Below are 13,541 nucleotides of genomic sequence, written 5' to 3'. Positions count from 1 at the left end.
CCGGGGGCCGGCCGGTCAGCGGGCGGGCAACGACACCGGCCCGGTCACGTCGCGGGCCACCAGATCGACCTCGCCGGTCTCCGGTCGCCAGCGGGCCAGGCCGGTGGGGTCGGAGCGGAACAGCACCGCACCGTCGGCCGACCACCCGAGCACCTCGCAGCAGGCCTTCGCCCGGTCCTCGCGGCCCAGGTCGAGCAGGCGGGTGACCGCCCCGGTGCGGGCGTCCACCACGGCCACGCCCTCCGCCCCGCCCATGCTGCCGGTGGTGGTCCAGCCTGCCTTGGCGATCCGGTCGCCGCGTTGCCAGCCCCGCCCGTAGACCTCGTCCAGCCGGTAGCCGGGCGGAAGGTCGCCGGTGCCCACCGGCCGCTGCTGGGGCGTGCCGCCGGTGCCGGGATAGCGGCGTACGGACAGGCCGTCCTCCGCGCCGCCGAGGGCGAGCAGGTCGCCGGGGCGGCCCGGCTCGGGCACGACCAACCCCCACGGGTCGACCGGCAGCTCGCGGGCTTTCCCGCTGCCCCGGTCCAGCTCGTACGTGGTGTCGTTGTCGCCGACGAGCAGCCGGTCGCCGGCCCAGACGACGTGTTCCAGGTAGCCGGCGAGCGGGTAGCGGCGGACGGAGGCGTCGGTCAGGTCGACCACGACCACCTCGCCGGTCTGCGCGAACGCGGCGGTCCGGCCGTCCGGCGACAGGCTGCCCGGCTTGAGCGGCGCGGCCTCGTTGCCACTGGCGTCCCGGGTGGGGGCGAGCGTCACCACGTCGAGTTCCCGGACCAGCCCGTCGTCGCCGAGCACCCGGACCGGGCCGGCCTCGCCGGTCTTCGGATCGACCGGTTGGCGAAGTGCCAGCGCCCGGTCGACCGGCCGGGCGGAGAGCGGCGCGGCCACCCGGTCGCCGAGCCGGCCGAGCGGATCGGCGACCAGGTCGAGTTCGAGCGGGGGTTGCTGCACCGGCGGCGCGCTCGGGTCCGGGCGTACCACCGGGTGGGTCGGGGCGGGGGCAGCGCGGTGCAGGAGCGCCGCCGTGCCGCCGGTGACCAGCGCGACGGCCAGGGCGACGGCGCCGGCGGCCCGGCGGGCGCGGCGGACCCGGCGAGCGCGTTCCCATCCGGTGGCGGCGGGCCGGGTCGGCCGGACGTCCTCGGCGGCCCGGGTCAGCAGCCGGGTCAGGTCGGGGTCGTTCACGGGTTCGCCTCCATCCCGGTGACCAGGCCGTCGCCGGCGCCGCCGAGGTCGGGCGCCACCTGGCGGAGCCGGCGCAGCGCGTCGTGGCACTGGCTCTTGACGGTGCCGACCGTGACCCCGAGCGCCTCGGCGGTGGCCGCCTCGGTCAGGTCCTCGAAGTAGCGCAGCACCAGGACCGCCCGCTGGCGTGGCGGGAGCCGGTCGAGCGCGGCGCGGACGGAGAGTCGCAGCGCGTCGTCGGCGTCCGCGCCCGCCCGCTCCGGCGGGTACGCGCTGAGCCGTTCCCGCCGCCGGCGCCGCCACCAGGAGACCGCGTCCCGGTAGAGGATGGCCCGCACGTACGCGGCCGGGTCGCCGTCGCGCACCGAGGGCCAGCGCAGCGCCAGCTTGAGCAACGCCTCCTGGAGCAAGTCCTCGGCCTGGTGCCGGTTGCCGCAGACCAGGTACGCGGCACGCAGCAGCCGGTGCTGGTGGGCCTCGACGAACGCGAGGTAGTCGGCCCGCCCGTCGTCCGCGGCACGCCTCATCCGGCTCCTCCCTCCGTCACCTCGCAGACGCGTGGGACGGGGGGAAAGGTTGGGTCAGGTAGCGCTGGATCGTCGGGCCGACCCAGGCGGCCAGCTCCTCCGGGTCGAGGTCGACCACGGGCGGCAGCCGGACGACGTACCGGGTGAGGGCGAGGCCGAGGATCTGACTGGCCACCAGTCCGGCCCGGCGGGCGGCGGTGGCCGGGTCGGCGCCGGACCGGGCCACGGCGGTGGCGAGCTGGTCGGCGAAGATGCCGCGCATCCGTTCGGCCGCCCCGGGGTTGGTGCTGGCGGCCCGGAGCAGGGCGACCAGCGTCCCGTCCGCCTCCCAGCGGCGCACGAAGTGCCGGATCAGCGTCTCACCGAGCCGTTCCGGCGGCACCTGGGTCAGGTCGGGCAGGTGCAGGTCGAACTCGGCCGCCGCCGCGAAGAGCCCCTCCTTGCTGCCGTAGTAGCGCATGACCATGGACGGGTCGATCCGGGCGTCGGCGGCGATGGCCCGGATGGTGGCGCGGTCGTAGCCGTCGGCGGCGAAGCGGGCCCGGGCGGCGCGCAGGATGGCCGCCCGGGTGGCGTCCGAGCGGCGGGTGCGGGGGGCCGTGTCGGTCATGTCCACGACTGTAGGCCAACAGCCGTTGACATCGACGCTAGTGTTGGGTCAACAAGCGTTGGCAAACAGTTGTTGACCCAGCCGGAGGTGGAGCGATGCTGCCCGAGTCCACGGACGTCCTCGTGGTGGGAGCCGGGCCGACCGGCCTCGCCGTGGCGGTGGCCCTCGCCGGTCACGGCATGACCGCGACCGTGGTCGACCGGCTGGCCGAGCCGCCCGTCACCTCCCGCGCCGCCGTCGTGCACGCCGGCACGCTGGAGGTGCTGGACCGGATCGGGGTGGCCGCCCCGCTGGCCGCCCGAGGGCTGCACTCGACCCGGTTCACCGTCCGCGACCGGGACCGCGTTCTCGCCGCCGTCCCCTTCGACCGGTTGCCGTCCCGCTACCCGTACGCGTTGCTGATCTCGCAGGCCGAGACCGAGGTGGTGCTCACCGACCGGCTCACCGCGCTCGGCGGGCGGGTGCGCCGGCCGTACGAGCTGACCGGCCTCGACCTCGACGACGGCGGCGCCACCGCGCGGTTCGCCGACGGCGGCACGGTCCGGGCCCGCTGGGTCGTCGGCGCGGACGGCATGCACAGCCGGGTCCGCGAACTGGCCGGCATCGGGTTCGGCGGCCCGGCCGACCCCGGCGAGTCGTTCCTGCTCGCCGACGTGCGGGTGGACAGCACGCTCCCGCGCGACCAGGTCACCCTCTTCCTGTCCCGACAGGGCCCGCTCATCTGGGCGCCGCTGCCCGACGGCACGGTCCGGCTGGTCGCCACCGTGACTGACGCGCCGCGCGAGCCGCAGGCGCGGCACTTCCAGGCGTTGCTCGACGAGCGGGGCCCGGTCCGCCGGCCGGACCGGGTCCTCGACGTGGCCTGGGCCTCCCGGTTCCGGATCCACCACCGGATCGCGGACACCTACCGGTCCGGCCCGGTCCTGCTGGCCGGCGACGCGGCGCACGTGCACAGCCCGGCCGGTGGGCAGGGGATGAACCTCGGCCTGCGGGACGCGGTCGCGCTCGGCGACGCGCTCGCCGCCGGCCCGGAGGCCCTCGACGCGTACGCCGCCGAGCGCCGCCCCCGGGCCGAGGAGGTGCTCGGCTTCGCCGCCGGGCTCACCCGGCTCGCCGCCGCCCCGCCGGCCGTCCGGCCGCTACGGAACCTGCTGCTCCGCGTGGTCTCCGCGCTCCCGCCGGCCCGGCAGCGCCTCGCCGTCCGGCTGGCCGGCTTCGAGCCCGGCCAGGGGTGACCCGACGCCGCCGTCCCGCAACGTGACCCAGGCGGCGACCGTCACCAGCGCGAACACCGCCGCGGCGGCCCAACCGACCGGCGCCAGCCCGTACGCCCGGCCGGCGAACCCGGCGAGCGCCGCGCCGACCGGGGCGGCGGCCAGACCGAGCGTCCGTTGTGCCGCGCCGACCCGGCCGAGCAGGCCCGGGGGCACGTGCCGCTGCCCGTACGCGGACCAGAGGCTGTTCCAGATCGTGGTGCCGGCGGCCAGGCCGGCCAGCGCCAGCCCACCGGTCAGCGGGTGCCGGGCCAGCGCGAACCCGGTCAACGCCAGCGTCTGCCCGAGCAGCACCCCGCGCAGCGCCGGCAGCGTGCCGAACCGAGCGGCCAGCCGGCCGGCGAGCAGCGCGCCGATCAACCCGCCGGCGATCACGCCCGCCGAGAACAGCCCGTACGCCGCCGCCGGCACCCGCAGCACCTCCAGCGCGTAGAGCACCAGCACGGCCGCGAGCCCGCTGATCGCCAGATTCGACCCCGCCGACGCGAGTGCCAACCCCCGCAACCCCCGATCCCCCCAGACCCACCGCACCCCCTCCCACCCCTCCCGCCACACCCCGATGCCGCCGATCTTGCGGTTGCGGCCCGCGTTCCGTCTGCTTTCCGGGGTTTCGTCCGGGCCGGAAGTGCAAGATCGGCGGGGGATCGCGAGGACGAGGGCGGCGGCGAGGGCGAAGGTGAGGGCGTCCACGGTGAACGGGAGGGCGGCGGCGGTGGCGAAGAGGACGCCGGCCAGGGGGGCGCCGACGAAACCGCCCGCCACCGTGGTGCCGGCCTGGAGGTGGGCGTTGGCGCGGGCCAGCGCGGTGGGCGGAACCACGGCGGGCAGCAGGGCGAACGCGGACGCGTCGAAGAGCGTGCCCAGCAGAGCGAGCAGCAGTGCGGCGGCGGCCAGCGTGGTGATGCCGGCCTGCCCGGTGGCCACGAGCCAGGCCAGTGCCGCCACCACCACGGCCCGGGCGCCGTCCACGACGGCCATCGTCCGGCGCCGGTCCCACCGGTCCGCGTAGACGCCGCCGAGCAGGCCGAGGAGCAGCGGCGGGAGCTGCCCGGCCACGGTCACCGCGGCGACCGCCCGGGGATCCCGGGTGAGCGTCGCGGCCAGCAGCGCCAGGGCCGGCGTACGCAGCGCGTCGCCGAGCCGGGAGCAGACGGCGGCGGACCAGAGCAGCCGGTAGCTCCGGCCCAGGACGGTGGTGGTCATGCCGACGGACGGTGCGGCCTGCACCGGGTCGAGGGTCAAGCCGACCGACGGAAAGGGGGGCGGACACTGTCGGCCACGGCCGGTACGGTGAGCGCCGAAATCCGGCACCGGGAGCGCGATTGGACCGCACCTTCCAGGTCGACCTCCGTGGCGTGGTCGACCTGCTCAGTCATCACCTCTACGGCAGCCCGCGGGTCTACGTGCGCGAGCTGCTCCAGAACGCCGTCGACGCGATCACGGCCCGTCGGGCCACCGAGCCGGACGCCCCGGCCCGGGTCCGGGTCGAGCCGCCGGAGCTGACCGGCGACGGGACGCTGCGCGTGCACGACACGGGCATCGGCCTCACCGAGTCCCAGGTGCACGAGCTGCTCGCCACGATCGGCCGCAGCTCCAAGCGGGACGAGCTGGGCTTCTCCCGGCACGAGTTCCTCGGTCAGTTCGGCATCGGCCTGCTCTCCTGCTTCCTGGTCGCGGACGAGATCCGGGTGGTCACCCGACACGCCGACCAGCCGACCGTGCTCTGGACGGGCTGGTCCGACGGGCGCTACGCGGTGCGGCTCGCCGAGCCGGAGCAGGCCCGCAGCGAGCCCGGCACCACGGTGACGCTGGTGCCCCGACGCGACGCCGACCAGTGGTTCGGCACCCCCACCGTGACCGAGCTGGCCCGCCTCTACGGCAGCCTGCTGCCGGTGGACGTCCGCGTCGGCGACACGCCGACCACCGCCGGCCCGCCGCCCTGGCCGACCACGCCCGGCGCGGCCGTCGACCGGGCCGGGCTGGCCCGCTACGCCCGTGACCTGCTCGGCTTCGTCCCGTTCGACGTGGTGCCGCTGTCGGTGCCCGAGGCAGGCCTCACCGGCGTGGCCTTCATCCTGCCCACGCCGGTGAACCCGGCCGCGCGGGCCGGGCACCGGGTCTACCTCAAGCGGATGCTGCTCGCCGAGCACGCCGACGGCCTGCTGCCCGAGTGGGCGTTCTTCGCCCACTGCGTGGTCGACGCCGGCGAGCTGCGTCCCACCGCCAGCCGCGAGGCGCTCTACGAGGACGCCCTGCTCGGCGCCGTCCGGGAGTCGCTCGGCGACCAGATCCGCGGCTGGCTGGTCCGGCTCGCCACGCACGACCCGCACCGGCTCGCCGAGTTCCTCCAGGTCCACCACCTCGGGGTCAAGGCGCTGGCGCTGCACGACGACGAGATGCTCCGCCTGGTCGACCAGTGGTGGCCGATGGACACCAACGTCGGCACGCTCACGCTCGCCGAGTTCCGCAGCCGGCACGGCCTGATCCGCTACGCCGCCAGCCTGGACGAGTTCCGCCAGCTCGCCGCCGTGGCCGCCGCGCAGGACCTGGCCGTGGTCAACGGCGGTTACACCTACGACACCGAGCTGATCGAGCGGCTGCCCACGGTGGACCGGTCGGTGCTGATCGAGCGGCTGGAGCCGAGCGACCTCACCACCCGGTTCGAGATCCTCGACCCGGCGACCGAGCTGGCCCTGCGCCCGTTCCTCGCCGGGGCGCAGCGGGCCCTGGAACGGCTCGGCTGCGAGGTGGTGGTCCGGGCCTACGACCCGGTCTCGCTGCCGGCGCTCTACCTGGTGTCCCGCTCGGCCGCCTTCCACGACCAGCTCGCCGCCAGCCGCGACCGGGCCGACGAGCTGTGGGGCGGGGTGCTCGACGCGCTGGCCGCCTCCGCCCCGCCGGACCGGCCGCAGCTGGTCCTCAACCACCGCAACCCGCTGGTCCGCCGGGTCACCACGCTGACCGACCCGGAGCTGGTCGGGCTGGCCGTCGAGGCGCTCTACGGGCAGGCCCTGCTGCTCGGCCACCATCCGATCCGGGCGGCCGACGCCGCGCTGCTGAACAGTTCCTTCCTCGGCCTGCTCGGCCGGGCCGTACCGGGACAGGAGTGACCTCGTGACCGACGAAGACCTCTGGCGGATGCTGCGCGAGATCGAGTCCATGCCGTACGGCCCGGGGCAGATCGCGGCGCTGGAGCAGTTGCTGCGCCGGGCCGACGCGGGCGAGGACCGGCACCTGGCCTTCGCCGCCCGGATCACCGCCACCCCGGCGTACGTCCACGGTGGGGAGCCGGCGAAGTCGTTCGTCACGTTCTCCTGGTGCCTGGCCGAGTTCGACCGGGACCCGCAGCCCTACCACCAGGGCTACACCCACCAGCTCCTCTGGTACTTCAAGTACATGGTCAACGCCATGCTGAAGTTCCCCGAGCTGCCGCTGGACCGGACGTACGCGGTGCTCGACGACATGGAACGGCGTTACCGCGAGTCCGGGCACTCGCTCCAGGCGGTCCACAAGCACCGGTTCCTGGTCGCCGACCACCTGGGCGACGAGTCGGCGGCCGCCGAGGCGTACCGCCTCTGGATGACCACCCCCCGGGACGCGCTCTCCGACTGCGCCGGCTGCGACCCGACCACGCAGGTGGGCTACCTGGCCGACATCGGCCGGCACGACGAGGCGGTGGCGCTCGCCGAGCCGGTGCTCGCCGGCCGGCTGAACTGCGTCGAGCAGCCGCAGGGGATCCTCACCGCGCTGCTCGCCTCCTACCGCGAGACCGGTCGGCAGGAGCAGGCGCGGGACGCGCACCGGGAGGCGTACCGGCGGTTGCGCGGTCGCCTCGCCGACCTGTGGGAGATCGCCGACCACGTCGAGTTCTGCACGGTCACCGGCAACGGGGCACGCGCGCTGGAGCTGGTCGAACGGCACCTCGACTGGCTGGACCGGGCACCCACCCCGGCCGCCGGCATGCACTTCGCGGCCGCCGCCGCGGCGGCGCTGCGGCAGGTGCCGGCCGACCTGACCGTGCACCGTCGGGCCGCCGCTGACCGGCCGGCCGCCGACGTGCCGGCGGGCGCGCTCGCCGACGAGCTGGCCGACTCGGCCACCGCGCTTGCCGAGCGGTTCGACGCCCGCAACGGCACCACCCACCAGTCCGAGCGGATCGCCCGGCGGATCGCGGCCGAGCCGGACGGCGAGCACCTCCCGCTCTCGGCGAGCCTGCGCCGCCCGCCGGTGCCCGCCCCGCGCTCCGGCGGCGGGCCGGTGACCGCCGCACCGGTCACCGTGCCGGCCCAGGCCGACCCCGACGAGCTGCTGGCGCTGGCCGAGGAGTGCTGGCGCACCAACCGGCGGGACGGGCTGGTCGCCGCGCTGCGCGCGTACGACGAGCGGTTCGGCGACGCCGAGCTGCCGGCCGCCACCCGGGCCCGGCGGCTCGAACTGCGGGCCGGTGAGGTGTCCCAGGACGACGACGGCGTGCCGGTGGCGATCGAGGTCAACCGAGCCGCGCTGGCCGCCTGGCGCGAGGTGCCGGACCCGCTCCGGGCCCAGGTGGTGGCCGGTCGGCTCGGCGCGCTGCTCAGCACCGTCGAGGAGAGCGCCGAGGAGGGGCTGACCCTGGCCCGGGAGGCGGCCGAGCACCTGGCCGCGCACGGTGAGCCGCGCGAGCGCGCCGCCGCCTGGGACCGGCTCGCGCTGGCCCACGTGCACCGGGAGCGGTGGGCGGAGGCGTTGGACGCGCTCGACCGCGCCGACGCCGACGCCGGCCTCGACCCGTGGCTGGACGGCCGGGTGGCGTTGCACCGCACGCACGTGCTGGAGCGGTTGGAGCGGGCCGACGAGTTCCGCGACGCGGCGGTGCGGGCCCGTCGGCTGGCCGGCGAGGTGGGTGACGGCGAGATGCTGACCGCCGCCTGCCTGGCCTACGTCCGCGCGACGGACGACCCGGCCGACGCGGTGGCGGCGTGCGACGAGGCGTTGGCGGTCGCGCCGCCGGGCGCCCGGCTGCCGCTGCGGGTCACCCGGGGGCGGGCGCTGCTCGCCGCCGAGCGGGCCGCCGAGGCGGTGGAGGATCTCGCCGAGGCGGTCACCCTCTGCGTCGAGCAGGGGCTGCCGGGCGACGCGTTGCTGCGTTGGGAGCTGGCCGAGGCCTACCGGGCCGCCGGTCGGCTGACCGAGGCCGCCGAGGTGGCGGAGGAGGCGGTGCTCGGCCTCGACCGGGCCGGCGCGCAGGCCGAGGCCGACCGCTGCCGGCACCTGCTGGCGGGGATCTACGAGGGGCTCAGCGAGCCCGACCTGGCGCTCGGGCTGCTCGACCAACTGGCCGAGAACCTGGACGGGCCGGACAATCTCCCGCAGCGGGCGCAGGTGCTGGAGGAGGCCGGCGGCATCCTGTACGACGACGACCGGGACGCGCTGGCCGCGCAACGGTTCGCGGCGGCCGCGACCGCCTGGCGGCTGGCCGGCTATCCGGTGGACGAGCTGCGGGCCCGGCGGCGGGAGATGCTCGCCCTGCACTGGTCCGGTGACCTGCCGGCGGCGGTGGCCGCGATCGAGCGGGTGGACGAGGCCGTCGGGGCGCTCGCCGGGCTGCCGGACGAGCCGCCCGTGGTGACGTACGAGCGGGCGATGGCCGCCGACGCGGTGGCCCGGGTGCTGATCGCCGAGGAGCGGATCACCGCGGCGCTGGACCGGCTGGACGGCGTGCCCGACCGGCTCCGGTCGATCGAGGCGTTCGGCGAGGCGGCGCAGGTCGAGGTCCTCACCGGTGAGCTGCTGCTCCGCGACGGTCGACCCGACCAGGCCGAACGTCTGCTGGGCCCGGTGCTCGCCGGGTTGCCCACCGGTTCCCGTCCGGCCGCCCAGGCCGCCTGGTTGCTCGCCCGGGCGCTGGACGACCAGGACCGCCCGGCCGAGGCGGCGAAGATCCGGGCGGAGCACGGCATCGGGGAGGAGTGAGAGCGTGCCGGTGTGAGGCGACCGACGGGTAACCACGGCTGCCTCACCCGGGACGCGAGGTCTAGGCTGGCCCGGTGGCGGTGGAACAGCAGGCGCGGGGTGCGGCGGGCGCGGCCCGGCGTCGGTCCCGGCGGGACGAGATCCTGGAGATCGCGGTCGGCCTCTTCGCGGCCCGCGGCTACCACGGCGTGTCGATGGACGACATCGGCGCGGCCGCCGGCGTCACCGGCCCGGCGCTCTACCACCACTTCGCCGGCAAGGAGGCGATGCTCGTCGCCGCCCTGATCCCGGTGAGCGAGGGGTTGCTCGCGGGCGGGCGGGAACGGGCCGCCGGCCACCCGGACGACGCCCGCGGCGCGCTGGAGTCGCTGATCGACTTCCACGTCGAGTTCGCGTTGGCGAACCCGGCGGTGATCGCGCTGCACCTGCACGAGCTGGACCGCCTCCCGGACGAGCCGCGCCGCCGCATCCGCCGCCTCCAGCGGATGTACGTGGAGGAGTGGGTCACCGTGCTGACCGCGCTGCACCCCGGTCTGCCGGACGGCGCCGCGCGGGTGCTCGCCCACGCCGCGTTCGGCCTGATGAACTCCACCCCGTTCCTCGGCGGCGAGGTGGACCGCCGGCGGCGGGCCGAGCTGCTGCGCGGCGCGACCCTGGCGGCCCTGCTCGCGCCCACCGACCCGACCTGACACGCCGCGCTCACCTTAACGCGTGTTAAGAAGGGACCCCGGCTTTGCGTCGAGAAGGGGTCACGTCCGTGCCGAACATGATCGAATCGTTGTTGGTCGCCAATCGGGGGGAGATCGCCCGGCGGGTGATCCGCACCGCCCGGCGGCTCGGGATCCGGGCCGTCGCGGTGCACTCGGAGGCCGACGCCGACCTGCCGTTCGTCGCCGAGGCCGACGAGGCGGTCTGTGTCGGGCCGGCCAACCCGGCGCAGAGCTACCGCAACGTGGAGGCGATCCTCGACGCGGCCCGGAGCACCGGCGCGCAGGCGATCCACCCCGGCTACGGCTTCCTGTCGGAGAACGCCGACTTCGCCCGTACCGTCGAGGGGGCCGGCCTGATCTGGGTCGGACCCGGCGCGGACGCGATCACCGCGATGGGCGACAAGATCAACGCTCGTAACCTGATGGCGGCGGCCGGCGTGCCGGTCGCGCCCGGCACCACCGAACCGGCCGCCGACCTGGACGCGGCCGTCGCCGCCGCCGCCGAGATCGGCTACCCGGTGATGGTCAAGGCCGCCGCGGGCGGCGGCGGCATGGGTATGGGCGTGGCCGCCGACGAGGCCGCGCTGCGCACCGAGTACGACAAGGTCCGCGCGTTCGCCGAGCGGATGTTCGGCGACGGCTCGGTGCTGATCGAGCGCTACTTCCCCCGGGTGCGCCACGTCGAGGTGCAGATCCTCGGCCTGGCCGACGGCCGGGTGGTGGCGCTGGGCGAGCGGGAGTGCTCGGTGCAGCGGCGCAACCAGAAGCTGGTCGAGGAGTCGCCGTCCCCGGCGGTCTCGCCGGAGCTGCGGGAGCGGTTCCTGGCCGCGGCGGTCCGGGCGGGTGAGGCGGTCGACTACCGCAACGCCGGCACGGTCGAGTGCCTGCTGGTCCCGCGTCAGCGGGATCTCAAGGGCGACAGCTCCCTCGCCGAAGAATTTTTCTTCCTGGAGATGAACACGCGGCTCCAGGTCGAGCACCCGGTCACCGAGTACGTCTACGGCGTCGACCTGGTCGAGGAGCAGCTCCGGGTGGCGTCCGGCCTCGCGCCGACGTTCGACCCGGACGCGCTCACCCCGCGCGGCCACGCCATCGAGCTGCGGATCAACGCCGAGGACCCGAAGCGCTTCCTGCCCGGCCCCGGCGCGATCACCACCTGGAACGAGCCTTCCGGCGCCGGCGTGCGGGTCGACTCCGGCTACGTCGCCGGCAACACCGTCACCCCGTTCTACGACAGCCTGCTGGCCAAGCTGATCGTCAGCGGCGCGACCCGGGAGGAGGCGGTCGAGCGGGCGCGCGCGGCGGTCGCCCAGTTCGAGATCGTCGGCCCGAAGTGCAACCTGCCGTTCTTCGCCGAACTGCTGGAGAACCCGGAGTTCCTCTCCGGCGACTACGACACCGGCATCGTCGGCCGGATGCGCTGACCAGCGCTGGTGCCGGACGGCGGTGCCGTCGCTACCGGCCGTCCGGCACCAGGACGGGGTCGCCGCCGAGCTGGTCGCGGCGGCGGGTCAGGTAGGCGCGTTCCGCGGCGTTGCCGGCGAGACCGATCGCCCGGTCGTACGCCGCCCGCGCGTCGTCGCGGCCGAGCCGACGCAGCAGGTCGGCGCGGGCGGCGTGCAGGGCGTGGTAGCCGTCGAGGGCCCGGGTGAGCCGGTCGATCTCGGCGAGCCCGGCGCCGGGGCCGTCGACCTCGGCGACCGCGACCGCGCGGTTGAGCCGCACGACCGGCGACGGGTCGAGCAGCACCAGGCGGTCGTAGAGGGCGACGATCGTGGACCAGTTGGTGTCCGCCGCGCACGGCGCCTCCATGTGGACCGCGTTGATCGCGGCCTGGAGCTGGTAGCGCCCGGGTGGGTCACCGCCGGCGGCGAGCGCCCCGATCCGCTCCCGGACCAGGGCCCTGCCCTCGGCGGCGCGGGCCCGGTCCCACGCGCCACGGTCCTGCTCGGCGAGGGTCACCAGCTCTCCGGTGCGGGCCACCCGCGCCGGCCGCCGGGCGTCGACGAGGAGCATCAGGGCGAGCAGCCCGGCGACCTCGCCGTCGTCCGGGAGCAGGGTGCGGAGCAGCCGGCCGAGGTGGATCGCCCGGTCGCTGAGGTCGACGCGGAGCGGGTCGTCCCCCTCGCCGGCCAGGTAGCCCTCGTTGAAGACGAGGTGGACCACCGCGAGCACGCCGTCGAGCCGTTCGCGGATGTCGTCGGCCGACGGCACCCGGTACGGGATGCCCGCGGCTCTGATCTTCTCCTTGGCCCGGGTGATCCGCCGCGCCATCGCGGTCTCCCGCACCAGGAAGGCGCGGGCGATCTCGGCGACGGTGAGGCCGCCGACCAGGCGCAGGGTGAGCGCCACCCGGGCCTCCATGCCCAGGGCCGGGTGGCAGCAGACGAAGACCAGCCGGAGCCGGTCGTCAGCGATCGGGCCGGTCGGCCGGGGAGGGGTGTCGTCGTACATGATCAGGGCCGCCCGGTGCTTGGCGTCGCGCTGCGATTCACGACGGAGCCAGTCGATCGCCTTGCGGGTCGCCGTGGTGGCGAGCCAGCCACCGGGACTGGGCGGCACGCCCTCGCACGGCCAGCGTGCCGCAGCCGCCGCGAACGCCTCCGCCGTCGCGTCCTCGGCGACGTGCAGGTCGCCGAAGCGGCGCGTGAGGTCGGCGACCACCCGCGCCCACTCCTCGCGGTGGGCCCGGGTGAGCGCTCCTTCGGCGGCGACCGCCGAGGGGGCGTTCACCGCTGGACGGAGACGGCGCGCCGGGCCTGCCCGGGGCCGCGGAACCGGTGCACCTCCTGCGGCCAGCCGAGCGCCGTCGCGAGCCGGCCGGCCCAGTGCCGGGCCGCCGCGTCGTCCGCCACGTCCACGACGACGAACCCGCCGAGGTGCTCCTTGGTCTCGGCGTACGGGCCGTCGGTGAAGACGGGCCCGCCGTCGACCGACTCGACCGCGCACACCACGGTGGACCGGTCGAGCCCGCCGTTGGCGAAGATCAGCACGTCCTCCGCCAGCAGCTCGTCGATCACGGCCCGCACGGCGACGTCCTTCTCGCGCATCTCGTCCGCCGTGTGCTCGTGCACCCACTCGTCGTTGAACGCGATCAGGTACTCCGTCATGTCGTCCCCCTCGGTCCCGGGCCGCGGCCCGATCGGCCGCCCCACCAGTTCCACGAACGGCGGCGGCCCGATACGACACCATCACGGATCTGCCGGCGGGTCGACCCCGGCCGGGGTGTCACACTTCGGGGAGACGAGGCACGAACGACGTCACAGCGAGGTGACCCCCAATG

11 protein-coding genes are annotated in these 13,541 nt (G+C 75.8%); 5 read left to right on the top strand and 6 right to left on the bottom strand.

Annotated features, from left to right (window positions below; translation table 11 throughout):
- Window positions 1–15 precede the first annotated feature (15 nt).
- Genes COO58_RS06880 through COO58_RS06870 form a run of 3 tightly spaced genes read right to left on the bottom strand, consistent with a single transcriptional unit; the run spans window position 16 to window position 2,328 of the window.
- Window positions 16–1,185: a hypothetical protein gene (locus COO58_RS06880; RefSeq protein WP_098744218.1), complete on the bottom strand. Its 1,170-nt coding sequence runs from the start codon at window positions 1,183–1,185 to the stop codon at window positions 16–18.
- Window positions 1,182–1,712, bottom strand: coding sequence for a SigE family RNA polymerase sigma factor (locus COO58_RS06875; RefSeq protein WP_091566185.1), 531 nt, complete (start codon window positions 1,710–1,712; stop codon window positions 1,182–1,184). Before COO58_RS06875 ends, COO58_RS06880 begins: the two co-directional genes overlap by 4 nt.
- 16 nt (window positions 1,713–1,728) lie before the next feature.
- Window positions 1,729–2,328: a TetR family transcriptional regulator gene (locus tag COO58_RS06870; RefSeq protein ID WP_098744216.1), complete on the bottom strand. Its 600-nt coding sequence runs from the start codon at window positions 2,326–2,328 to the stop codon at window positions 1,729–1,731.
- Window positions 2,329–2,417: 89 nt separating this feature from the next.
- On the opposite strand from COO58_RS06870, the gene COO58_RS06865 reads away from it, so the two are divergent.
- Complete coding sequence (locus COO58_RS06865; protein ID WP_098744215.1) at window positions 2,418–3,557, top strand: NAD(P)/FAD-dependent oxidoreductase; 1,140 nt, start codon at window positions 2,418–2,420, stop codon at window positions 3,555–3,557.
- On the opposite strand, the gene COO58_RS06860 is transcribed toward COO58_RS06865, so the two are convergent.
- Entirely contained in the window at window positions 3,462–4,799 is a 1,338-nt protein-coding gene (locus COO58_RS06860; RefSeq protein ID WP_098746152.1) for an MFS transporter, read from the bottom strand. The two genes, COO58_RS06865 and COO58_RS06860, sit on opposite strands and share 96 nt — an antisense overlap.
- A 119-nt stretch (window positions 4,800–4,918) precedes the next feature.
- Here COO58_RS06860 and COO58_RS06855 point away from each other — a divergent pair, with 119 nt between their 5' ends.
- The 4 genes from COO58_RS06855 to COO58_RS06840 all read left to right on the top strand — a co-directional run bounded on the left by COO58_RS06855 (window position 4,919) and on the right by COO58_RS06840 (window position 11,682).
- Window positions 4,919–6,706: an HSP90 family protein gene (locus tag COO58_RS06855; RefSeq protein ID WP_091566174.1), complete on the top strand. Its 1,788-nt coding sequence runs from the start codon at window positions 4,919–4,921 to the stop codon at window positions 6,704–6,706.
- 4 nt (window positions 6,707–6,710) lie between these two features.
- Window positions 6,711–9,548: a hypothetical protein gene (locus tag COO58_RS06850; RefSeq protein ID WP_098744213.1), complete on the top strand. Its 2,838-nt coding sequence runs from the start codon at window positions 6,711–6,713 to the stop codon at window positions 9,546–9,548.
- A gap of 74 nt (window positions 9,549–9,622) precedes the next feature.
- The gene (locus COO58_RS06845; protein WP_098744212.1) at window positions 9,623–10,237 is read left to right on the top strand and encodes a TetR/AcrR family transcriptional regulator; all 615 of its coding nucleotides are present in this window, start codon (window positions 9,623–9,625) and stop codon (window positions 10,235–10,237) included.
- Window positions 10,238–10,314: 77 nt separating this feature from the next.
- A complete protein-coding gene (locus tag COO58_RS06840) occupies window positions 10,315–11,682 on the top strand; it encodes an acetyl/propionyl/methylcrotonyl-CoA carboxylase subunit alpha (RefSeq protein ID WP_091566162.1) in 1,368 nt (455 codons plus the stop codon).
- 31 nt (window positions 11,683–11,713) lie between these two features.
- Here the strand turns inward: COO58_RS06840 and COO58_RS06835 are convergent, their stop codons facing one another.
- Window positions 11,714–12,991 carry an RNA polymerase sigma factor gene (locus COO58_RS06835; protein WP_091566159.1) on the bottom strand — a complete coding sequence of 426 codons (1,278 nt, stop codon included), beginning with the start codon at window positions 12,989–12,991 and terminating at the stop codon, window positions 11,714–11,716.
- Window positions 12,988–13,368 (bottom strand): YciI family protein, encoded by a 381-nt coding sequence (locus COO58_RS06830; protein ID WP_098746149.1) that lies wholly within the window; start codon window positions 13,366–13,368, stop codon window positions 12,988–12,990. The genes COO58_RS06835 and COO58_RS06830 overlap by 4 nt, the downstream gene beginning before the upstream one ends.
- Window positions 13,369–13,541 lie beyond the last annotated feature (173 nt).

The sequence above is a fragment of the Micromonospora sp. WMMA1996 genome, from assembly GCF_002573675.1.
In the GTDB taxonomy this organism is placed as follows: Bacteria; Actinomycetota; Actinomycetes; order Mycobacteriales; family Micromonosporaceae; genus Micromonospora; species Micromonospora sediminicola.
This window is presented reverse-complemented; position numbering and strand designations above follow the sequence as displayed.